Origin of the sequence: Kitasatospora phosalacinea (assembly GCF_000717185.1) — a bacterium.
GTDB classification, from domain to species: Bacteria; Actinomycetota; Actinomycetes; order Streptomycetales; family Streptomycetaceae; genus Kitasatospora; species Kitasatospora phosalacinea_A.
Window position 1 is genome coordinate 15,813 of the sequence record NZ_JNYE01000076.1, and the last position, 21,151, is coordinate 36,963.

The following is a 21,151-nucleotide window of genomic DNA, read 5'->3' on the forward strand; positions in this document are numbered from 1 at the left end:
CGGCTCCGCGGCTCCGTCCGCCCGCTCAGAACGGGAAGCGCGAGCGCCCGTGCTGGATCGAGATCCACTTCACCGTGGTGAACGCGTCCACGCTGGTGTCGCCGCCCAGCCGCCCGACGCCGGAGCTCTTCTCGCCGCCGAACGGCACGATCGGCTCGTCCGCGATCGTCCCGTCGTTGACGTGGATCATGCCGGTGTCGATCCGCTGGGCGAACCGCACGCCGCGCTCGACGTTCGCGGTGTGGACGGCGCCGGAGAGGCCGAAGGGCGTGTCGTTGGCGATCCGGACGGCCTCGTCCTCGCCGTCGAAGGGGACGAGCAGGGCGACCGGGCCGAACACCTCGCGGCGCAGGATCGGGTCGTCGGCGGGGACGTCGGTGAGGACGGTGGGGCGGACCAGGGTGCCGACGGTGGCGCCGTGCAGCAGGGCGCGGGCCCCGCCCGCGATCGCGCGCTCGACCTCGGCGGTGATCGCCTCGGCCTGGGCGGAGTTGATGAGCGGGCCGAGGTCGGTGCCGGGGTCGCCGGGGTCGCCGACGGAGAGCGAGGCGACCTTGGCGGTGAACTTCTCGCTGAACTCGGCGAAGACGGCGCGGTCGACCAGGATCCGGTTGGCGGCCATGCAGATCTGGCCCTGGTGGACGAAGCGGCTGGCGACGGCGGCGTCCACCGCGTAGTCGAGGTCGGCGTCGTCGAGGACCACCAGGGCGCTGTTGCCGCCGAGTTCGAGGACGGTGCGCTTGAGGTGGCCCGCGGCGACGGCGGCGACGTGCCGCCCGACCGCGTCGGAGCCGGTGAAGGCGATGACCTTGGGCACGGGGTGCTCGATGAACGCGTCGCCGATCTCGGCGATGTCGGTGAGGACGACGTTGAGCAGCCCGGCGGGCAGGCCGGCCTCCTCGAAGACCTTGGCGATCAGGGTGCCGCCGGCCACCGGGGCGTCCTGGTGCGGCTTGAGGACGACCGCGTTGCCGAGGGCGAGGGCGGGGGCGACGGCCTTCAGGGAGAGGAAGACGGGGGCGTTGAACGGGCTGATGACGCCGACCACGCCGACCGGGAGGCGGTAGAGGCGGTTCTCCTTGCCGGGCACCGGGGAGGGCAGGATCCGGCCCTCGGCGCGCAGGGCGAGCGCGCCGGCCTCCCGCAGCATGTCCTTGACCAGGGAGAGTTCGAAGCCGGACTTCATCAGGGTGCCGCCGAGTTCGGCGGTCATCACCTGGAGGATCTCGGCTTCGCGGGCCTCGACGACCTGGAGGGCGCGTTCGAAGACCAGGCGGCGCTCGTAGGGGCTGGTGGCGGCCCAGGCGGGCTGGGCGCGTTCGGCGGCGCGGTAGGCGAGGTCGACCTCCTCGGCGGTGGCGACCGTGAAGGAGGCGAGCTTCTCGCCGCTGTAGGGGTCGAGGTCCACGATGTCCCAGGAGCCGGTGCCCGGCTGCCACCGGCCGTCGATGTACTGCTGGGCGAGTTCCGCTATCAAGGACATGCGATCCCTCTCGGCGCCGAATAACACCTACTGACGGATCATCATCTTAATTGGGGGTCAGGAGACTTGGAGGAGCTCCGCGAGAAGTCCCCGGGTCTCCTCCTCGGACAGCGCCGCCGCCGACACCCGCTCCAGCGCGGCCGCGTACTCGGCCACCTCGAACGGCTTGTCCAGGTACAGCGCGGTGGTGAACTGCTCGACGTACACCACGTCCGACAGGTCCGGCTCGGGGAAGGACAGCACCGTGAACGCCCCGCTGTCGGCCGCCAGCGCGCCCATCCCCAGCGGCAGCACCCGCAGGCCGATGGTCTCCCGCAGCGACAGCTCCGCGAGCCGCTCCAGCTGGCCGCGCATCACCTCGGGCCCGCCGCACGGGCGGCGCAGCGCCGTCTCGTCGACGATCAGCTCCAGCCGGGCCCGGGCCCCCTCGGCGAGGAAGCGCTCCTGCCGGCGCAGCCGGACCGCGGCCCGGCGCTCGATCTCCTCCGCGGGCGCGGCGGGGCTGCCCGCCCGCATCACCGCGTGCACGTACTCGGGGGTCTGCAGCAGCCCGGGCACGAACTGCACCTCGTAGCTGCGGACCAGGTCCGCCGCGTCCTCCAGGTTCAGGTACGTCTGGAACCAGCCGGGCACCACGTCCCCGTACCCGTGCCACCAGGACGGGGCGTTGGTGCCGCCGACCAGGCCGAGCAGGGCGGAGCGGGACTCCTCGTCGTTGACGCCGTACAGCGTCAGCAGGTCCGCCACGTCGCGCTGCTTGAAGCCGACCCGGCCGAGCTCCATCCGGCTGATCTTCGACTCCGAGGCCCGGATCGAGTACCCGGCGTCCTCCCGGGTCACGCCGCGGGCCTCGCGCAGGCGCCGCAACTGGGCCCCCAACTGGATGCGACGCGCGGTCGCACCGCTGCCCGTCTGCAGGCCCGTCATGCAAACCCTCCGCCCCAGGAACGCCAAGTGGACCTCGTGGGAAGCAGTCTGCCACTGCGCGACGACACTCCGCGAGGTCCTTCCGGCATTTGGCCAATCCGTTGCAGAAGCGAGGGTTTCGACTCCGCTCAGGACAGTGCCGGGAGGACCTCCGCGAGATCGCCCCGCGAACTCACTCCGAGCTTCGGGTACGCCTTGTACAGGTGGTGCCCGACCGTGCGGGCGCTCAGGAACAGCTGCGCGGCGATGTCCCGGTTGGACAGGCCCTGCGCGGCCAGCCGGACGATCTGCGACTCCTGCGGGGTCAGCCCGGCCACCACCGCCCGGGCCGGGCCGGACCCGGCGGGCGCACCGGCGGCGTCCAGCTCCAGCCGGGCCCGCTCCGCCCACGGGACGGCGCCCAGCCGCCGCAGCGCCTGCTCGGCGGAGCGCAGCGGCACCCGCGCCTCGGCCTTGCGGCGGCAGCGGCGCAGCCACTCCCCGTACAGCAGCTCGGTGCGGGCCCGCTCCCACGGGCGGGGCTGCTCGGCGTGCCGGGCCAGCGCCCGCAGGTACAGCTCCTCGGCGAACTCGTCGGGGGCCAGCAGCGCGCGGCAGCGGTCCACCAGGGCGCGGGCCCACGGCCGGTCGGCGTGCTCCGCCCAGCGCTCGAACCGGGCCAGCGCCTGCGCGCACTCCTCGCCGCGGCGCAGCCGCACCGCGGCCTCCACCAGGTCGGGCACGGCCCGGACGGCGGCCACCTGGTAGCCGAACGGGCCGCCGGTGAGCGCGGCGAGGTGGCCGTACGCGTCCTCGGCCCGGCCCGCGCCCAGGTCGAGCAGGCCGAGCGCCCAGCGGGCCCACGGGGCGCCCGCGCCGCCCCGGGCGAAGGCCGCGGCGGCCTGCTCCGCGCAGGGCTCCGCCTCGCCCCGGGCGGCCGCCAAGTAGGCCTGGAAGCCGTGCAGTTGGCCGGTCCACAGCGGCTGCCCGCTGTCCAGGGCGAGTTGCAGCGCCTCGGCGGCGTGCTCGGCGGCCGACGCCGGGCGGCCGTCGAAGAGTTCGGCCTCGGCGAGGAAGAACAGCAGCGTGGGCAGCGTCCCGAAGGCCCCGCCCTCCCGGGCCTCCCGGACCAGGCGGCGGGCGAGGTCCAGCACCTCGGCGTCGTGCCCGGGCACCAGGCCCGCCCCGCACGGCAGCACCAGGTCCACCGGAACGGCCGCCCCGGCCGCCCGCGCCGCCCGCTCCGCCTCCCCCAACGTCACCCCGCCGGCCCCCGCCGGGAGGTCCCGGGTGAGCGGGCCGAGGGCGGCGGCCAGGTAGCGGACGACCGGTTCGAGCGGGTCGCCGTCCGGGAGGGGCAGGGCCGCGAGCGCGTCCAGGCTGCAGGTGACGGCCGGGAGCCCGTCGTACCAGGCGACGTGCACGGCCTGCACCAGGACGCGGGCGGCCGGGCCGGGGTGGGTGGCGGCGACCAGGGCGGCGGCCTCGGTGAGCCGGGCGTGCGCGGAGGCGTTCTCGTCGCGCCAGAACTCGGCGACGCCGCGGGCGAAGAGCAGGTGCGCCCGGGTCACCGGGTCCGCGTCCGGCCGGTCGGCGGCGAGGGCGAGCCGCTCGGCCCGCTCGACCTCGCCGGCCTCCAGCGCGGCCTCCACCGCGGCCACCGTCCAGCGGCGGGCGAGCGCCGGGTCGGGGCTGAGCCGGGCGGCCCGCTCGTACGCGGCGCAGGCGCCCTGGTGGCCGCCGCGGGAGGCGGCGCCGGCGGCGGCCGCCGCGAGGTCCGCCGCGGCCTGCGCGTCCCGTCCGGTGGCGGCCAGGGCCCGGTGCCAGGCGCGCCGCAGCGGCTCGCCGGGCCCGTACGCGGCGGCCAGCGTCCGGTGCGCGGCCAGCCGGTCGGCGAGGGGCGCCCGGTCGACCAGGACGGAGCGCAGCAGCGGGTGCCGGAACCGCGTCCGGCCCGCGGCCAGGTCGACCCGGAGCAGGCCGCGGGCCTCGGCGGGTGCCAGGTCGGCGGCGTCCAGGCCGCTCTCCCCGGCGGCCCGCAGCAGCACCTCCGCCTCGCCGGTCTCCTCCAGGGCGGCCAGCAGCAGCCAGCGCTGGGTGCGGCCGGGCAGGCGGCTGACCTGGCCGTGGTAGGCGAGCCGCAGCCGTCCGTCGGGCGGGAGTTCGCCGTCCGCGGAGGCCCGCGGGAGTTCGCGCAGCGCCAGCGGGTTGCCCGCGGCGGCGGCCAGCACCCGTGCGGGGTCGGCGAGTTCGGGCGCGTGGTGGGCCAGCAGCCGGGCCGCGTCGGGCTCCGCCAGCGGCCCGACCGGCAGTTCGGGCAGTCCGGCCGGTTCGGGCCCGTCCTCGCGGGTGGCCAGCAGCACGGCGACGCGCTCCGCGCCCAGGCGGCGCACCGCGAGCCGCAGCGCCGCCGCGGACTCCGGGTCGGCCCACTGCAGGTCGTCCACCGCGGCCAGCACCGGCCCCTGCTCGGCGAGGTCGCCCAGCAGGGTCAGCACCGCCAGGCCGACCAGCAGCCGGTCCCCGGCGGGGCCGTCGGCCAGCCCCAGGGTCCGTTCCAGGGCGGCCCGTTGCGGCCCGGGCAGGCCGACCAGCTCGCCCAGGACGGGGGCCAGCAGCTGGCTGAGCACCGCGTACGGCAGCCGGGCCTCCGACTCCACCCCGGCCGCCCGCAGCACCCGCCAGCCGGTGGCCGCGTCCGCCGCCGCGTCCAGCAGCGCGCTCTTGCCGATGCCCGGTTCGCCGCGCAGCAGCAGCGCCCCGGCCCGCCCGGCGTCGGCGTCGGCCAGCAGCCGGTCGAGCGCCGCGCGTTCCGTCCCCCGTCCGTACAGCATGGGTCGACCCTACCTATAGGTGACCGATTCCCCGGGGCGGCGTTCTCCGTACCTTCTTGTCCTGCAAGGGAAACCGCACCACGGACCGCACCGCAGAAGGAGCCCGCCATGGACCTGCAGCACCTCGCCGAGCGCTACGTCGCCGCCTGGAACGAGACCGACCCGGCCGCCCGCCGCAAGCTGGTCGAGGAGGTCTGGGCGCCCGGCGGCCGCTACGTCGACCCGGTGGTCGAGGCCGTCGGCCACGACCAGTTCGACGCGACCCTGGCCGCCGTCCAGGCCCAGTTCGCCGGGATGCGGTTCCGCCTCGGCCCGGTCGACGCCCACCACGACGTCGCCCGCTTCACCTGGGAGCTCGCCCCGGAGGGCGCCGCCGAGCCGCTGGTGGTCGGCTTCGACGTCCTCACCGCGGCGGCGGACGGCCGGGTCGCCACCGTGGTCGGCTTCCTGGACAAGGTCCCGACGGCCTGAGTCAGCTCCCCCCGGGAACGACAACGACGCCTGCCCTTACCTGGTCGGGGAGTGGGCAGGCGTCGTGATGACCGGGTCCCGGCGGCTCTGGCGGGTCGGTGTTTGTCGGCCTTGCCCCCCTCGCGGGGGGCCTGGGCGTCCTGGGGCGGTGGTCGGTCAGACCACCAGCGAGCGGTCGGTCGGCTTGATCGGGGCGGGGAGCGCGGTCTTGCCGCCCAGGTACGTGTCGACCGCCGAGGCGGCCGAACGGCCCTCCGCGATCGCCCAGACGATCAGCGACTGACCGCGACCGGCGTCACCGCAAACGTACACCCCGTCGACGTTGGTGCCGAACTTGCCGTCGCGGGCGACGTTGCCGCGGGCGTCGAGGTCGACGCCGAGCTGCTCGACGAGGCCGTTCTTGACGTCGGTGCCGGTGAAGCCCATGGCGAGGGTGACGAGCTGGGCCGGGATGACCTTCTCGCTGCCGGGGACGGGCTCGAACCTGCCGTCCTTGAACTCGACCTCGACCAGGTGCAGTTCCTGGACGTTGCCGTCCTCGTCGCCCGCGAAGTGGGTGGTGGAGACGGAGTAGATCCGCTCGCCGCCCTCCTCGTGGGCCGAGGTGACCTTGTAGGTCATCGGCATGGTCGGCCAGGGCTGGCCCGCCGGGCGGTCCTCGGACGGCCGCGGCATGATCTCCAGCTGGGTGACGGAGAGGGCGCCCTGGCGGTGCGCGGTGCCGACGCAGTCGGCGCCGGTGTCGCCGCCGCCGATGACGACGACGTGCTTGCCCTTGGCCGAGATCGGGGAGTCGACGTAGTCGCCCTCCTGGACCTTGTTGGCCAGCGGCAGGTACTCCATCGCCTGGTGGACGCCGTTCAGCTCCCGGCCCGGGACGGGCAGGTCGCGGGCGGTGGTGGCGCCGGCCGCGACGACGACCGCGTCGAAGCGCGAGCGCAGGTCCTGGCCGCTGATGTCGACGCCGGCCTCGACGCCGGTGCGGAAGCGGGTGCCCTCCGCGCGCATCTGCTCGATGCGGCGGTTGATGTGGCGCTTCTCCATCTTGAACTCGGGGATGCCGTAGCGCAGCAGGCCGCCGATGCGGTCGGCGCGCTCGTACACCACCACGGTGTGGCCGGCCCGGGTGAGCTGCTGGGCGGCGGCCAGGCCGGCCGGGCCGGAGCCGATCACGGCGACGGTCTTGCCGGACAGGCGCTCGGGGACCTGCGGGGTGACCCCGCCGCGGTCCCAGGCCTTGTCGATGATGGTGACCTCGACGTTCTTGATGGTCACCGCGTCCTGGTTGATGCCCAGCACGCACGCCGACTCGCACGGAGCCGGGCACAGGCGGCCGGTGAACTCCGGGAAGTTGTTGGTGGCGTGCAGCCGCTCGATCGCGCCGGACCAGTCGTCCCGGTAGGCGAGGTCGTTCCACTCGGGGATGAGGTTCCCGAGCGGGCAGCCGTTGTGGCAGAACGGGATGCCGCAGTCCATGCAGCGGCCGGCCTGCTTGCTGATGATCGGAAGGAGGCTGCGCTCGACGTAGACCTCGTTCCAGTCGCGGAGCCGGACGTCCACCGGACGGCGCTCCGCCAGCTGCTTGGGCGTGGTCAGGAAGCCCTTGGGGTCAGCCATTTGCCGCCTCCATCATCTTGCGAGTGGTCTCCACCTCGGAGAGGCCATCGCGCTCAGCGGCGTCCTTGGCGGCGAGCACAGCCTTGTAGTCGGTGGGCATGATCTTGGAGAAGCGGGAGACCCCGCTGCCCCAGTCGGCCAGGAGCTCGGCGGCGACGGTGGAGCCGGTCTCCTCGTAGTGCTGCTGGACGGTCTCGCGCAGCCATTCGCGGTCGGCGGCGCCGGGGGCCTCGATGCCCACCATGCCGCTGTTGACGTTGGCCGGGCGCAGATCGAGCACGTAGGCGATGCCGCCGGACATGCCCGCCGCCAGGTTGCGGCCGGTCTCGCCGAGGACGACCACCCGGCCGCCGGTCATGTACTCCAGGCCGTGGTCGCCCACGCCCTCGACCACCAGGGTAGCGCCGGAGTTGCGGACGGCGAAGCGCTCGCCGGCCTTGCCGCGCAGGTGGATGCGGCCGGAGGTGGCGCCGTAGCCGATGGTGTTGCCGGCGATGACGTGGTTCTGCGCGTCGGCGCCGATCGCGGCGGCGTCCCGGGCGGGACGGACCACGAGCACGCCGCCGGACAGGCCCTTGCCGACGTAGTCGTTGGCGTCGCCCTCCAGGCGCAGCGTCACGCCCTGCGGGACGAAGGCGCCGAAGGACTGGCCGGCCGAGCCGGTGAAGGTCACGTCGATGGTGCCCTCGGGCAGGCCCGCGCCGCGGTACTTCTTGGTGACCTGGTGGCCGAGCATGGTGCCGACGGTGCGGTTGACGTTGCGGATCGGCAGCTGGATCCGGACGGCCTCGCCGCGCTCCAGGGCGTCCTCGGCCAGCTCGATGAGCTGGTTGTCGAGGGCCTTGTCGAGGGCGTGGTCCTGGCCGGTGGTGTGGTGCAGGGCCGCGCCCTCGGGCAGCGCCGGGACGTGGAACAGCGGGGCCAGGTCGAGCCCGGCGGCCTTCCAGTGGTCGATGGCGGCCTGGGCGTTGATGTGCTCGGCGTGGCCGACGGCCTCCTCGATCGAGCGGAAGCCGAGCTCGGCGAGGATCTCGCGGACCTCCTCGGCGATGAACTCGAAGAAGTTGACCACGAACTCGGGCTTGCCGGAGAAGCGGTCGCGCAGCACCGGGTTCTGGGTGGCGACGCCGACCGGGCAGGTGTCCAGGTGGCAGACGCGCATCATGATGCAGCCGGAGACCACCAGCGGGGCGGTCGCGAAGCCGAACTCCTCGGCGCCCAGCAGGGCGGCGATGACCACGTCGCGGCCGGTCTTGAGCTGGCCGTCGGTCTGCACGACAATGCGGTCGCGCAGGCCGTTGAGCAGCAGGGTCTGCTGGGTCTCGGCGAGGCCGAGCTCCCAGGGGCCGCCCGCGTGCTTGAGCGAGGTCAGCGGGGAGGCGCCGGTGCCGCCGTCGTGGCCGGAGATCAGCACCACGTCGGCGTGCGCCTTGGAGACGCCGGCCGCGACGGTGCCCACGCCGACCTCGGAGACCAGCTTCACGTGGATGCGGGCGTCCGGGTTGGCGTTCTTGAGGTCGTGGATCAGCTGAGCCAGGTCCTCGATGGAGTAGATGTCGTGGTGCGGCGGCGGGGAGATCAGGCCGACGCCCGGGGTCGAGTGCCGGGTCCTGGCCACCCACGGGTAGACCTTGTGGCCGGGCAGCTGGCCGCCCTCGCCGGGCTTGGCGCCCTGGGCCATCTTGATCTGGATGTCGTCGGCGTTGACCAGGTACTCGGAGGTGACGCCGAAGCGGCCGGAGGCGACCTGCTTGATCGCCGAGCGGCGGGCCGGGTCGTACAGGCGCTCCGGGTCCTCGCCGCCCTCGCCGGTGTTGGACTTGCCGCCGAGCTGGTTCATCGCGATGGCGAGGGTCTCGTGCGCCTCCATCGAGATGGAGCCGTACGACATCGCGCCGGTGGAGAACCGCTTGACGATCTCGGAGACCGGCTCGACCTCGTCGATCGAGATCGGGGCCCGGCCGAGGCCGTCCAGCTGGAACAGGCCGCGCAGCGTCATCAGGCGCTCGGACTGGGCGTTCACCCGGTCCGTGTACTGCTTGAAGATGTCGTAGCGCTTGGTGCGGGTCGAGTGCTGGAGGCGGAAGACCGTCTCCGGGTCGAACAGGTGCGGCTCGCCCTCGCGGCGCCACTGGTACTCGCCGCCGATCTCCAGCGCGCGGTGCGCGGCGGTGATGCCGGAGGCCGGGTAGGCCTTGGCGTGGCGGGCGGCGGTCTCCTTGGCGATCTCGTCCAGGCCGATGCCGCCGAGCTTGGTGGTGGTGCCCGCGAAGTAGGCGTCCACCAGCTCCTGGGCGAGGCCGATGGCCTCGAAGACCTGCGCGCCGCGGTAGGAGGCGACGGTGGAGATGCCCATCTTGGACATCACCTTCAGGACGCCCTTGCCGAGCGCGTAGATCAGGTTCTTGATCGCCTTCTCGGGCTCGATGCCCGAGACGAACACGCCCTGCTGGACGAGGTCCTCGACCGACTCCATGGCCAGGTACGGGTTGACCGCGCCGGCGCCGTAGCCGACCAGCAGCGCGACGTGGTGCACCTCGCGGACGTCGCCGGCCTCGACCAGCAGCGACACCTGGGTGCGCTGCTTGGTGCGGATCAGGTGGTGGTGGATCGCCGAGGTGAGCAGCAGCGACGGGATCGGCGCGTGCTCGGCGTCCGAGTGCCGGTCGGAGAGGACGACGATGCGGGCGCCGTCGGCGATCGCGGCGTCGGCCTCGGCGGCGATCTCGGCGAGGCGGGCCGCCAGGCCCTGGCCGCCCGCGGCGACCTTGTACAGGCCGGAGAGGGTGACGGCCTTCAGGCCGGGCTGGTCGCCGTCCGCGTTGACGTGGACCAGCTTGGCCAGCTCGTCGTTGTCGATCACCGGGAAGGTGATGCCGACGGAGCGGCAGTGCGCCGGGGTGGCGTCCAGCAGGTTGCCCTCGGGGCCGAGGTTGCTGTGCAGCGAGGTGACCAGCTCTTCGCGGATCGCGTCCAGCGGCGGGTTGGTGACCTGGGCGAACAGCTGGGTGAAGTAGTCGAACAGCAGGCGCGGCTTCTCGCTGAGCGCGGCGATCGGCGAGTCGGTGCCCATCGAGCCGAGCGCCTCGCCGCCGGTCTTGGCCATCGGCGCGAGGATGACCCGCAGCTCCTCCTCGGTGTAGCCGAAGGTCTGCTGGCGGCGGGTGACGGAGGCGTGGGTGTGGGCGATGTGCTCGCGCTCGGGGAGCTTGGCGAGCTGGATCTGCCCGGCGGCGACCCACTCCTCGTAGGGGTGCTCGGCGGCGAGGGCGGACTTGATCTCCTCGTCCTCGACGATGCGGTGCTCGGCGGTGTCGATCAGGAACATCCGGCCGGGCTGCAGGCGGCCCTTCTTGGCGACCTTCTCCTGGTCGATGTCGAGCACGCCGACCTCGGAGGAGAGCACGACCAGGCCGTCCTCGGTGATCCAGTACCGGGCCGGGCGCAGGCCGTTGCGGTCCAGGACCGCGCCGATCTGGGTGCCGTCGGTGAAGGTGACGCAGGCCGGGCCGTCCCAGGGCTCCATCAGGTTGGAGTGGTACTGGTAGAACGCGCGGCGGGCCGGGTCCATGGTGGCGTGGTTCTCCCACGCCTCCGGGATCATCATCAGCACCGAGTGCGGCAGCGAGCGGCCGCCGAGGTGGAGCAGCTCCAGGACCTCGTCGAAGGACGCCGAGTCGGAGTGGTCCGGGGTGCAGATCGGGAAGATCCGGTCCAGGTCGCCGGGGATCAGGTCGGTGGCGAGCTGGGACTCCCGGGCGGTCATCCAGTTGCGGTTGCCCTTGACCGTGTTGATCTCGCCGTTGTGCGCGACGAAGCGGTACGGGTGGGCGAGCGGCCAGCTCGGGAAGGTGTTGGTGGAGAAGCGCGAGTGCACCAGGCCGATCGCGGAGGCGTAGAGCCGGTCCGACAGGTCGGGGAAGAAGGGCTCCAGCTGGCCGGTGGTCAGCATGCCCTTGTAGACCAGGGTGCGGGCGGAGAGCGAGGGGAAGTACACCCCGGCCTCGCGCTCGGCGCGCTTGCGCAGCACGAAGGCGACCCGGTCCAGCGCGATGCCGGTGCGCTCGCCGTGCGTCACGAAGATCTGGCGGAAGCGCGGCATGACGGAGCGGGCGGTGGCGCCCAGCAGGTCGGGGGTGACCGGGACGTCGCGCCAGCCGAGGACGGTCAGGCCCTCCTCGGCCGCGATGACCTCGATCCGGGTGGCCGCGGCGGCGGCCTCCTCGTCGGCGTCCGGGAGGAAGGCGATGCCGACGGCGTAGGAGCCGGCGGCGGGGAGCTCGAAGGCCACGTTCGCGCGCAGGAACGCGTCCGGGACCTGGGTCAGGATGCCCGCGCCGTCACCGGAGTCCGGCTCGGCGCCGGTGGCGCCGCGGTGCTCCAGGTTGCGCAGGACGGTCAGCGCCTGCTCGACGATCTTGTGGTCGGCGATGCCGGTCAGCGTGGCCACGAAGCCGACGCCGCAGGCGTCGTGCTCGTTGCGCGGGTCGTACAGACCCTGGGCCTGGGGACGCGCGTCCGGAACGAGGGCGTAGGGGCCGGTGGCCTTGGCGTCCTCGTGGCCGGAGTGCATGGATGCAGACAGCATCGGCTCTCCCGTCGTCGTAAACAGTTGCTTCATGCAAAGGGACGACGTTGGCCCTGATGCGATTTGTCGGTGCAGGTTACATGATGCCGCCTGGACCGGGAAGTGGATTCCTGCGTCCACATCCCGGACTGATCCCCAGGTCAGGGGGCGGATGGGGGGGAAGGCGCAGCGTCGCGCGTTCCCTCCAGTGTGCCCTGTGCCGAAGGGCGGGAAACAGGGGCGAAACGCCCCCGCCACACGTGCCCCTCTGGTCCCACCTGGGATTCTTCGAAGTCGACGCCGCCCCCGCTTTTGATTCCGGGGGTCGACAGCCGGATGTCGAGACTAGGGCAAGGCGCAGGCTCGGGCCCATGTGCGGAACATCACGCGTTCCATGGCATAACTATACAGAGTTCTGGATTTTCGTACAAGGCCGTACGGGTGGCCGGTCCGCCGCGGGTCAGCCGATCGCCCCGCCGATCAGCCGTCCCAGCAGGTAGGTGATGCCCGCCGCGGCCCCGCCCAGCACCAGCTGGCGCAGGCCGGAGAACCACCAGCTGCGGGCCGTCACCCGGGCCACCACCGCGCCGCAGCCGAACAGGCCGAGCACCGCCAGCAGCGCGGCGGGCCACAGCGCGGTCGCGCCCAGCAGGTAGGGCAGCACCGGCAGCAGCGCGCCGAGCGCGAAGCAGCCGAACGAGGAGAGCGCGGCGACCAGCGGCGAGGGCAGGTCCTCCGGGTCGACGCCGAGCTCCTCGCGGGCGTGCACGGCCAGCGTGGTGTCCGGGTCGGCGGACAGCTGCCGGGCCACCTCGTGGGCCAGCTCCGGGTCGACGCCGCGGGCCACGTACAGCTGGGCCAGCTCGGCCAGCTCGCCCTGCGGGTTGCGCCGCAGCTCGATCCGCTCGGCCTCCAACTCGGCCTCCACCAGCTCGCGCTGGGAGGCGACCGAGGTGTACTCGCCGGCCGCCATGGAGAACGCGCCGGCCGCCAGCCCGGCCAGGCCGGTGAGCACCACGGTGCTCGGCGCCGCGTCGCCGCCGACCACGCCGGTCATCAGCGCGAAGTTCGACACCAGGCCGTCCATCGCGCCGAACACGGCCGGGCGCAGCCAGCCGCCGTTGACGTCCCGGTGGTGGTCGGCCTCGGGTATCCGGGGCGGCTGCGGGTTGTCGGTCTGCGGCTCTGCGGTGACGGTGCTCATGCGGGCGGCTCCCCTTCCGGGCACGGCGGATCCCCCCGGGCCGCGCGTCGGCCGGGCTCGCTGGTGCCCTTCGAACGTAGCCGTTTGACCTGCTGGTTTCCAGCAAAGTAAGCCTGCCCAAAGGCAGTTGGGGCCGCCGCCGCCTCTCGGCGGTGGCGGCCCCCACGGGGTCGGGCGGGTCGGCGCGGGCGGCGCGGTCGGCTCAGGAGGGCTTCTCGGAGTCCTTCGAGAGCTTCGCGGGAGCCTCCGCCGCCTCCCGGGCGGGCTCCGCCGGGGCGGCGTCCTGCGGCTGCTCGGCCTCTTCCGCGGCGGCCTCGGCCTCGGCGCGCTCCTTGGCGGCCTGCGGGTCGATCGAGTCCGGGTCCTCGCGGCCGGGGCGGAGCCTGGCGGAGAGCACGAAGGCGGCGACCGCGCCGACGAAGACCAGGATCGCCGTCCAGTCGTTCAGGCGCAGGCCGAAGAAGCGGTGCGCCTCGTCGATCCGCAGCCACTCCGTCCAGAACCGGCCGAGGGTGTAGGCGGCGACGTACAGCGCGAAGGCCCGGCCGTGGCCGAGGGTGAAGCGCCGGTCGGCCCAGATCACCAGGACCGCGACCAGCACGCACCAGAGCGACTCGTACAGGAAGGTCGGGTGGTAGACGCCCTGGACGACGGTGCCGTCCGGGAGGGTCTTGTCGATCTCCAGGCCCCAGGGCAGGGTGGTGGGGCGGCCGTACAGCTCCTGGTTGAACCAGTTGCCCCAGCGGCCGCAGGCCTGGGCCAGGGCGATGCCGGGGGCGATCGCGTCGGCGTAGGCGGGCAGCGGGACGCCGCGGCGGCGGGCGCCGATCCAGGCGCCGACGGCGCCGAAGGCGATGGCGCCCCAGATGCCGAGGCCGCCCTCCCAGATCTTCAGGGCGTCGATCGGGTGCTTGCCCTCGCCGAAGTACAGCTGGTTGTCGGTGACGACGTGGTAGAGCCGGCCGCCGACCAGGCCGAACGGCACCGCCCAGACCGCGATGTCGCCGACCGTGTGCCGCCCGCCGCCGCGGGCGACCCAGCGCTTGCTGCCGAGCCACACGGCCACGACGACACCGATGATGATGCAAAAGGCGTAGGCGCGCAGCGGGATGGGCCCCAGGTTGAGGACGCCCCGCGACGGGCTCGGAATGTATGCGAGATCCATGGCACTCTCGACGCTACCGTGTCCCACCGGCACCACCGGCACCGGTGCGGGTCACGGTAGCGTCACGCGGCCCGTGCAGGTCAGGGCGAGGGCGGGTTGTCGGACTCGGCGGCGGTCGAGGTGGGCGCCGGGCTCTGCCCGTGGGAGCCGGGGGTGCCGAGCTGCTTGCCCTGGTTGGCCGCGTCCACCCACTTCACCAGGTTCTCCGGGCTGATCTGCTCGTCGCCCTTCTTCGGGTAGACCAGCTCGCCGTTCAGCAGCACCGTCGGGGTCGACTTGAAGCTGGACTTGTCGAAGTCCTGCTGCACCGCGGAGACCCAGCCGCCGAACTCGTTGTCGTTGACGCAGGCCCGGAACTCCGGGGTGTCCAGGCCCGGGACCTGCTTGCCCAGGTCGATCAGGGTCTGCTTGTCGCCGAAGGAGTCCTCGGTCTCCTCCGGCTGGTTGCGGTACATCACGTCGTGGTAGTCGCGGAAGTGCCCGGCGTCCTGCGCGCAGGCCAGCGCGTTGGCACCGTACTTGGAGCCGTTGCCGCCCAGCGAGCGGTCGATGAACGAGACGATGTGGTAGTTGACGACGATCTTGCCCGCGTCCTCCAGCTGGTCGACGGTCGGCGAGAAGCTCCGCTCGAAGCTGCCGCAGGCCGGGCAGCGCGGGTCCTCGTAGACCGTCAGCGTGGACGGGGCGTCGGCCGAGCCGACCGGGATCACCAGGTTCTTGTCGCCGGTCGTCCCGGCCGGGGCCGCGGTGGGGGCCTCCGGCTTGGAGCGCTCGTTCTGCACCACCACGCCGACCACCACGGCGGCCGCGATCACCACGGCCACCACGCCGCCGACCGCCAGCTTCTTGTTCCGCCGCGCCTTGGCCTCCTCGGCGGCCCGGGCCTCCATCATCTTGTCCCGGGCGTTGCGCTTGCCTTCTCGGTTCTTCTCGCTCATGGGGTGCTCTTGCCAGTCCAGTGGGTCGGGGTCGTCGGGGGGAGGCGGGGTCGCCGGGAGCGGCGGGGTCGCCGGGAGCGGCGGGCGGCTCAGGCGGCCAGCCAGGCGTCCAGCGAGAGCTTCGTCCGGGGGCGGTAGACGAGCCACGCCGACAGCAGCAGGAACCCGGTGTCGCGCAGGATCTCCTGGAGGTACTCGGTCTGCGACTCGTCCACCGCGCCGCCGCCGCCGAAGCAGCCGCAGTCGATCGAGATGCCGCGCGCCCACGCGGAGGAGATGCCCGCGACGAACGCCAGCAGCAGCACCGCCGAGACGGCCGCGACGATCCGCGTCCCCAGGCCGAGCACCAGCAGCAGGGCCAGCGCCAGCTCCAGGAACGGCAGCCCCCAGCCGACCGGCTTCACCAGCGACTCGGGCAGGATCTCGTACGCGCGCACCGCCTGCGCCGCCTCCGCCGGGTCGGAGACCTTCGCCAGCCCCGCCCAGCCCCACACCACCGCCAGGCCCAGCCGCACCGCCAGCCCGAACCACTCGGCCGCCGCGCCGTCCACCGCCCGGCGCAGCCCGTCCACCCGGCCTCGGTCGGCCTGCTGACTGGCCATCAGTTCCCCCTCGGGCGCGCTCCACCGTTTCCTGCCTGATGAACCGTAGGGGATGGCGGGTGGTTCCTCCACATTGGCGAGTTACGCCGTATGAGGGACCTTAAACGGTCATACGTCCGATTTTCCGGATCATCGTCCCGGCACGTCGCACCCCGTCGCGGGCCCCGCCGCCGACTGCTGGCACAGCACCGCCCGCTCCGCCCCCCGGCGGGCCAACTCCCGCTCCACGCCCCCGCTCCCGACCAGCGCGGCGGCCAGCGCCAGACCGGCCGCCAGCGCCCGCAGCAGCACCTCCCGGTGAACCCGCGCCATCCGGATGCCCTTTCGCCGACGAACCACCGGAGGGTTCAACGGCCCCGACCGGGACGGGATCACCGGCCCCCGCCGGTTTTTCACCCTCGCGGAGTAGGACCGCAACACGAAGGGCCGCCCGGGGAGCGGCAGTTGCTCCCCGGGCGGCCCTCGGGCCCGGCGTCCTACTTGCGGCGGACGCCCTGCGCCAGCTCGCCCGCGAGCGCCCGGACGGCGGCCGTGCCGTCCGCCAACTGCTCGGCGTCCAGCAGGCGCTGGACGAACGCCGAGCCGACGATCACGCCGTCCGCGAAGGCCGCGACCTCGGCGGCCTGGTCGGCGTTGGAGACGCCCAGGCCGACGCAGACCGGCAGCGCGGTGGTGGCGCGGGTGCGGGCCACCAGGTCCTCGGCCAGGTTGCCGACCGCGGCCCGGGTGCCGGTCACGCCCATCACGGCGGCCGCGTACACGAAGCCGGACCCGGCCGCGGTGACCTCGGCCAGCCGGTGGTCCTTGGAGGACGGGGCGACCACGAACACGGTGTCCAGACCGTGCTCGGCGGCGGCCTTGCGCCACTCCTCGGACTCCTCCACCGGCAGGTCCGGCAGGATGCAGCCCGCTCCCCCGGCCGCGGCCAGGTCGGCGGCGAACCGGGCGGTGCCGTAGCGGTCCACCGGGTTCCAGTACGTCATGACCAGGACCGGCACGGCCGGGTGCGCCGCCGCGACCTCGGCCACGGTGCGCAGCACGTCCTTGATCTTCACGCCGCCGCGCAGCGCGATGTCGTCGGCGGTCTGGATGACCGCGCCGTCCAGCACCGGGTCCGAGTGCGGCAGGCCGACCTCGACGACGTCGCAGCCGCCCTCGATCAGGGCGTTGACCGCGGCGATGCCGCCGTCCACGGTCGGGAAGCCGGCCGGCAGGTAGCCGATCAGGGCCGCCCGGCCCTCGGCCTTCGCGGCGGCCAGGGCGGCGGTGAGCTTGGTGTCGGCCATGTCAGTTGGTCCCCTCGGCGTCGTAGAGGCCGAAGTACTCGGCAGCGGTGTGCATGTCCTTGTCGCCGCGGCCGGAGAGCGAGACCAGGATCGTCGCCTCCGGGCCGAGCTCGCGGCCGAGTTCGAGCGCGCCCGCCAGCGCGTGCGCGGACTCGATCGCCGGGATGATGCCCTCGGTGCGGGACAGCAGCCGCAGCGCCTCCATCGCCTGCGCGTCGGTCACCGGGCGGTACTCGGCCCGTCCGGTGTCCTTCAGCCAGGCGTGCTCCGGGCCGACGCCCGGGTAGTCCAGGCCGGCCGAGATCGAGTGCGACTCGATGGTCTGGCCGTCCTCGTCCTGCAGCACGTAGGTGCGCGAGCCGTGCAGCACGCCCGGGTCGCCCTTGGTCAGGGTGGCCGCGTGCTTGGGGGTCTCGGCGCCCTCGCCGGCCGCCTCGCAGCCGATCAGGCGGACGTCCGCGTCCGGGATGAACTCGTGGAAGATGCCCATCGCGTTGGAGCCGCCGCCGACGCAGGCCACCACCGCGTCCGGGAGCTTCCCGGTGCGGTCCAGCACCTGCTGGCGGGCCTCGACGCCGATGACGCGGTGGAAGTCGCGCACCATCATCGGGAACGGGTGCGGGCCGGCCACCGTGCCGAACAGGTAGTGGGTGGAGTCCACGTTGGCGACCCAGTCGCGGAACGCCTCGTTGATGGCGTCCTTCAGGGTGCGGCTGCCGGAGGTCACCGGGACGACCTCGGCGCCCAGCATCCGCATCCGGGCCACGTTCAGCGCCTGCCGCTGGGTGTCGACCTCGCCCATGTAGATGGTGCAGTCGAAGCCGAACAGCGCGCAGGCGGTGGCGGTCGCCACGCCGTGCTGGCCCGCGCCGGTCTCGGCGATGATCCGGGTCTTGCCCATCCGGCGGGTCAGCAGCGCCTGGCCCAGCACGTTGTTGATCTTGTGCGAGCCGGTGTGGTTGAGGTCCTCGCGCTTGAGCAGGACCCGCGCCCCGCCCGCCTCCGCGGAGAACCGGTGGACGTCGGTCAGCGGGCTCGGCCGGCCGGTGTAGTCCTTGAGCAGGACGTCCAGCTCGGCGGCGAACGCCGGGTCGGTCTTGGCCTTCTCGTACTCCTCGGCGACCTGCTCCACGGCGGCGACCAGCGCCTCCGGGATGAAGCGGCCGCCGTAGGCGCCGAAGTAACCGCGTGCGTCGGGCACCTGGGCGCCCGGAAGGTAGTGCTCGGACATGATCCGTCCTCGGATGAAGGATTGACGACGTGGACGTGGAACGCGCGGCGATCGGTCAGCCGCGGGTACCGCGCCATCGGCGTCCGGGGACCTGTCCGGGCTCGCAGCCGATCACGTACCGCACCCGCCGCCCCAACGCCCGGCGCGCGGGCGCGCGGCAGCCGCGCGGGCGGCAGCCGGGGGCGAGACGGGTGGCGATCGACACGGCGGGGACTCAGCCCCGCCCGTTGTTGCGCAGCGCCGGGTGCGCCCCGGCGGCGACCAGGTCGGCGACCGCGGCCTTCGGGTCCCGGCCGGTGACCAGGGACTCGCCGACCAGCACCGCGTCGGCGCCCTGGTTGGCGTAGGTGATCAGGTCGTGCGGCCCGCGCACGCCCGACTCGGCGACCTTCACGATGTGCGCCGGGATGGCGTCCACCACGTTGCCGAAGGTGTTCCGGTCGACCTCGAGGGTCTTCAGGTTGCGGGCGTTGACGCCGATGATCCGCGCGCCCGCGTCCACCGCGCGGGCGATCTCCTGCTCGTCGTGCACCTCGACCAGCGGGGTCAGCCCGATCGACTCGGCCCGCTCGATCAGCGAGACCAGGGCCGGCTGCTCCAGCGCGGCCACGATCAGCAGCGCCAGGTCCGCGCCGTGCGCGCGGGCCTCCCACAGCTGGTAGGCGGTGACGATGAAGTCCTTGCGCAGGACCGGGGTGGGCACGGCCGCGCGCACCGCGTCCAGGTCGGCCAGCGAACCGCCGAAGCGGCGCTGCTCGGTGAGCACGCTGATCGCGGCGGCACCGCCGGCCGCGTAGTCGACCGCCAGCGCGGCCGGGTCGGCGATCGCCGCCAGCGCGCCCTTGGACGGGCTGGAGCGCTTGACCTCGCAGATCACCCGGACGCCGTCGCCGCGCAGCGCGGCCACGCCGTCCTTCGCCTCGGGCGCCTTCGCGGCGAGCTCCTTGAGCTCGTCCAGGGAGACCCGGGCCTGTCGCTCGGCGAGGTCCTGCCGGACCCCGTCGATGATCTCGTCGAGCACAGTCACGGGTGCGCCCCCATCGTGTTTCGGTGGTGAGGCCGGGGGCGTCGAGCGCAGCCCCGGCCCTTCGATGGTATCGGGCGCGGGGGGCGCACTCCGCATCCACCCGGCGCGCGTCTCGAACCGCGGACCGCCCGGCGGACGGCGCGCCCGCCCCGTCCGCCCCCGCTCACACCCCCGGCGGAGCCAGCCCCGCGCCCACCGGCAGGTTCCGCACCACCGCGAACAGCAGCAGCACCAGCACCAGCACCCCCGCCCGCCGCCCCGTCATCCGCGGCCACCACCCCGGCCGGCCGCCCGCCCCGCGCACCGCCCGCACCAGCCAGCCCAGCCACAGCACCGCCAGCCCGAACGCCAGCACCACCACCAGCAGGTTGTCGTGCGCCGCCGCCAGGACGTCCCCCCTGGTCAGCGCGTGCACGCAGCGCAGCCCCCCGCACCCCGGACACCACCAGCCGGTCGCCTGCAGCACCGGGCACACCGGGTAGTGCCCCGGCGCGTTCGGATCCACCGCCCCCACGAACGCCGTCGGCAGCGCCACCGCCACCAACGCCGCCAGCGGACGGACCAGCCGCCCCCCTCGGCCGACGGGACTGGACGCGGCGGGGCCGGGACCGGCGGGAGCGTTCACGGGGACGATTGTCCCCCCGCCCGGCCACCGCACCCCGGCACGCCCCGCCCGGAAACGCCGCGCCGCGCCGGCACCGCCGGCACCGCCGCCCGGAAACGCCGCACCGCGCCGGCACCGCCGCGCCGCCGCACCGCCGCCGGGAAACGCCGAACGGCGGGCCCCAGGCCCGCCGTCCGGTCCGTCGCTCTCCGCCGGGTCAGCCCGCGGCGACCGCGCTGCGCTCCTCGGTGGGGGCCGGGGCGAAGTTCTTGCTGGGCTGCTTGCCCATGCCCGCCATCGCCATGGCCTTGCCGACCACTCCACCGATCAGAACCACGGCGAGGCCCGCGATGACCAGCACGACGTTCGGAATGATCATCGCGACGCCGGACACGCAGAAGCCGACGAAAGCAATGACCACGCCGGTCCACGCGGCGGGGGTGTGGCCGTGCGCTGCTGCAGCCATCTTGTTGGTGCTCCTTGTTTCTCCGGGGCCCGGTCGGGCGGTCCTGGCGGCGCTCGACGGGTTGACCCCTCCATTGTGCCGGGCCGAACACGGCAGCCCCAAGCCGGGGCGGCCGTGGTCCCGAGCACACTCAGCCGGTCGGGTCCTCGCCCCGGTCCAGCGCCTTCCACAGGTCGGACGGACTGTCCGCCCGCACCGGCGCCTTCCGGGTCGGCGCGTCGTACCGCGCCCCCATCACCGGCCACCGCCGCCCGAACCACGCCGTCAACACCCCCGCCGCCACCAGCAGCACCCCGCCCGCCAGCGCGACCCACGGCCACGCCGTCCGGGTGATCTCCTCCGCCCGGCCGCTGCTCAGCGCCAACTGCCCCGCCGCGACCGCGTGCAGCCCCGCCGTGTCCCTGTACCCGATCACCGCCCCCGCGACCGCCCCCACCCCCGCCGCCACCGTCAACGCCCCCACCAGCACCCGCACCCACCCGCGCACCGCGAACACCACGACCGCCGCCGCCATCCCCACCAGCGCCATCCCCGTCGGCAGCGCCGTCAGCCTGCTCCCGCTCGCACTCACCGCGACCCGGCTCCCCCCCATCCCGGCCGCCACCCCCTCCGCCCAGGTGCGCCCCACCGCCGTCAGCACCAGCCCCGCACCGAGCACCGTCAACAGCAGCATCAACCCCAACGCACCGCGCGAAGCCGAAGCAGGGGAACCACCGGACGGGGAAGCAGACGTCTCACTCACCCCCCCAG

Annotated in this window: 18 protein-coding genes; 1 reads left to right on the forward strand and 17 read right to left on the reverse strand. The window is 73.8% G+C overall.

What is annotated here, in order from left to right:
• Positions 1-25 precede the first annotated feature (25 nt).
• From OO57_RS27305 to OO57_RS27315, 3 genes are all read right to left on the reverse strand, one after another.
• Positions 26-1,483, reverse strand: a complete 1,458-nt coding sequence (locus OO57_RS27305) for an aldehyde dehydrogenase family protein (protein WP_033255338.1) — start codon at positions 1,481-1,483, stop codon at positions 26-28.
• 57 nt (positions 1,484-1,540) lie between these two features.
• Positions 1,541-2,410 (reverse strand): helix-turn-helix domain-containing protein, encoded by an 870-nt coding sequence (locus OO57_RS27310; protein ID WP_033255339.1) that lies wholly within the window; start codon positions 2,408-2,410, stop codon positions 1,541-1,543.
• Positions 2,411-2,538: 128 nt separating this feature from the next.
• A complete protein-coding gene (locus tag OO57_RS27315; protein ID WP_033255340.1) occupies positions 2,539-5,223 on the reverse strand; it encodes an ATP-binding protein in 2,685 nt (894 codons plus the stop codon).
• Positions 5,224-5,331: 108 nt separating this feature from the next.
• Here OO57_RS27315 and OO57_RS27320 point away from each other — a divergent pair, with 108 nt between their 5' ends.
• On the forward strand, positions 5,332-5,694 hold the full coding sequence (locus OO57_RS27320) for a nuclear transport factor 2 family protein (protein WP_033255341.1): 363 nt from the start codon (positions 5,332-5,334) through the stop codon (positions 5,692-5,694).
• 156 nt (positions 5,695-5,850) lie between these two features.
• Here OO57_RS27320 and OO57_RS27325 read toward each other — a convergent pair whose 3' ends face one another.
• The 14 genes from OO57_RS27325 to OO57_RS27385 form a co-directional block, all read right to left on the reverse strand.
• On the reverse strand, positions 5,851-7,311 hold the full coding sequence (locus OO57_RS27325; RefSeq protein ID WP_033255342.1) for a glutamate synthase subunit beta: 1,461 nt from the start codon (positions 7,309-7,311) through the stop codon (positions 5,851-5,853).
• Positions 7,304-11,884, reverse strand: a complete 4,581-nt coding sequence (gltB, locus tag OO57_RS27330) for a glutamate synthase large subunit (protein ID WP_234337525.1) — start codon at positions 11,882-11,884, stop codon at positions 7,304-7,306. The genes OO57_RS27325 and gltB overlap by 8 nt, the downstream gene beginning before the upstream one ends.
• A 454-nt stretch (positions 11,885-12,338) precedes the next feature.
• On the reverse strand, positions 12,339-13,082 hold the full coding sequence (locus OO57_RS27335; protein ID WP_033255343.1) for a VIT1/CCC1 transporter family protein: 744 nt from the start codon (positions 13,080-13,082) through the stop codon (positions 12,339-12,341).
• A 202-nt stretch (positions 13,083-13,284) separates the two neighbouring features.
• Positions 13,285-14,247, reverse strand: coding sequence for a prolipoprotein diacylglyceryl transferase (lgt, locus tag OO57_RS27340; protein WP_033255344.1), 963 nt, complete (start codon positions 14,245-14,247; stop codon positions 13,285-13,287).
• Between the two features lie 80 nt (positions 14,248-14,327).
• Entirely contained in the window at positions 14,328-15,185 is an 858-nt protein-coding gene (locus OO57_RS27345) for a DsbA family protein (protein WP_033255345.1), read from the reverse strand.
• An 89-nt stretch (positions 15,186-15,274) separates the two neighbouring features.
• Positions 15,275-15,787 carry a MauE/DoxX family redox-associated membrane protein gene (locus OO57_RS27350; RefSeq protein WP_199811339.1) on the reverse strand — a complete coding sequence of 171 codons (513 nt, stop codon included), beginning with the start codon at positions 15,785-15,787 and terminating at the stop codon, positions 15,275-15,277.
• 129 nt (positions 15,788-15,916) lie between these two features.
• Positions 15,917-16,099 carry a hypothetical protein gene (locus tag OO57_RS27355; RefSeq protein ID WP_033255346.1) on the reverse strand — a complete coding sequence of 61 codons (183 nt, stop codon included), beginning with the start codon at positions 16,097-16,099 and terminating at the stop codon, positions 15,917-15,919.
• 164 nt (positions 16,100-16,263) lie between these two features.
• Positions 16,264-17,073 (reverse strand): tryptophan synthase subunit alpha, encoded by an 810-nt coding sequence (gene trpA / locus OO57_RS27360; RefSeq protein WP_033255347.1) that lies wholly within the window; start codon positions 17,071-17,073, stop codon positions 16,264-16,266.
• A 1-nt stretch (position 17,074) separates the two neighbouring features.
• Positions 17,075-18,307, reverse strand: coding sequence for a tryptophan synthase subunit beta (trpB, locus tag OO57_RS27365; RefSeq protein ID WP_033255348.1), 1,233 nt, complete (start codon positions 18,305-18,307; stop codon positions 17,075-17,077).
• 52 nt (positions 18,308-18,359) lie between these two features.
• Positions 18,360-18,509: a tryptophan biosynthesis modulator TrpM gene (trpM, locus tag OO57_RS47440; RefSeq protein WP_198544994.1), complete on the reverse strand. Its 150-nt coding sequence runs from the start codon at positions 18,507-18,509 to the stop codon at positions 18,360-18,362.
• A gap of 9 nt (positions 18,510-18,518) precedes the next feature.
• Complete coding sequence (gene trpC / locus OO57_RS27370) at positions 18,519-19,331, reverse strand: indole-3-glycerol phosphate synthase TrpC (protein WP_033255349.1); 813 nt, start codon at positions 19,329-19,331, stop codon at positions 18,519-18,521.
• 163 nt (positions 19,332-19,494) lie between these two features.
• Positions 19,495-19,956: a DUF2752 domain-containing protein gene (locus OO57_RS27375; RefSeq protein ID WP_033255350.1), complete on the reverse strand. Its 462-nt coding sequence runs from the start codon at positions 19,954-19,956 to the stop codon at positions 19,495-19,497.
• A 196-nt stretch (positions 19,957-20,152) separates the two neighbouring features.
• Positions 20,153-20,401 carry an HGxxPAAW family protein gene (locus tag OO57_RS27380; protein ID WP_033255351.1) on the reverse strand — a complete coding sequence of 83 codons (249 nt, stop codon included), beginning with the start codon at positions 20,399-20,401 and terminating at the stop codon, positions 20,153-20,155.
• Positions 20,402-20,531: 130 nt separating this feature from the next.
• A complete protein-coding gene (locus tag OO57_RS27385) occupies positions 20,532-21,074 on the reverse strand; it encodes a TIGR02234 family membrane protein (protein ID WP_081973999.1) in 543 nt (180 codons plus the stop codon).
• Between the last annotated feature and the right edge of the window lie 77 nt (positions 21,075-21,151).

What these genes read in the sequence shown, in the direction of transcription:
- lgt (WP_033255344.1), bottom strand. Translation starts at nt 14,247, where the DNA reads ATGGATCTCGCATACATTCCGAGCCCGTCGCGGGGCGTCCTCAACCTG.
- OO57_RS27305 (WP_033255338.1), bottom strand. Translation starts at nt 1,483, where the DNA reads ATGTCCTTGATAGCGGAACTCGCCCAGCAGTACATCGACGGCCGGTGG.
- OO57_RS27310 (WP_033255339.1), bottom strand. Translation starts at nt 2,410, where the DNA reads ATGACGGGCCTGCAGACGGGCAGCGGTGCGACCGCGCGTCGCATCCAG.
- gltB (WP_234337525.1), bottom strand. Translation starts at nt 11,884, where the DNA reads ATGCACTCCGGCCACGAGGACGCCAAGGCCACCGGCCCCTACGCCCTC.
- OO57_RS27385 (WP_081973999.1), bottom strand. Translation starts at nt 21,074, where the DNA reads ATGCTGCTGTTGACGGTGCTCGGTGCGGGGCTGGTGCTGACGGCGGTG.
- OO57_RS27320 (WP_033255341.1), top strand. Translation starts at nt 5,332, where the DNA reads ATGGACCTGCAGCACCTCGCCGAGCGCTACGTCGCCGCCTGGAACGAG.
- OO57_RS27345 (WP_033255345.1), bottom strand. Translation starts at nt 15,185, where the DNA reads ATGAGCGAGAAGAACCGAGAAGGCAAGCGCAACGCCCGGGACAAGATG.
- OO57_RS27335 (WP_033255343.1), bottom strand. Translation starts at nt 13,082, where the DNA reads ATGAGCACCGTCACCGCAGAGCCGCAGACCGACAACCCGCAGCCGCCC.
- OO57_RS27355 (WP_033255346.1), bottom strand. Translation starts at nt 16,099, where the DNA reads ATGGCGCGGGTTCACCGGGAGGTGCTGCTGCGGGCGCTGGCGGCCGGT.
- trpA (WP_033255347.1), bottom strand. Translation starts at nt 17,073, where the DNA reads ATGGCCGACACCAAGCTCACCGCCGCCCTGGCCGCCGCGAAGGCCGAG.
- OO57_RS27325 (WP_033255342.1), bottom strand. Translation starts at nt 7,311, where the DNA reads ATGGCTGACCCCAAGGGCTTCCTGACCACGCCCAAGCAGCTGGCGGAG.
- OO57_RS27350 (WP_199811339.1), bottom strand. Translation starts at nt 15,787, where the DNA reads ATGGCCAGTCAGCAGGCCGACCGAGGCCGGGTGGACGGGCTGCGCCGG.
- OO57_RS27380 (WP_033255351.1), bottom strand. Translation starts at nt 20,401, where the DNA reads ATGGCTGCAGCAGCGCACGGCCACACCCCCGCCGCGTGGACCGGCGTG.
- OO57_RS27315 (WP_033255340.1), bottom strand. Translation starts at nt 5,223, where the DNA reads ATGCTGTACGGACGGGGGACGGAACGCGCGGCGCTCGACCGGCTGCTG.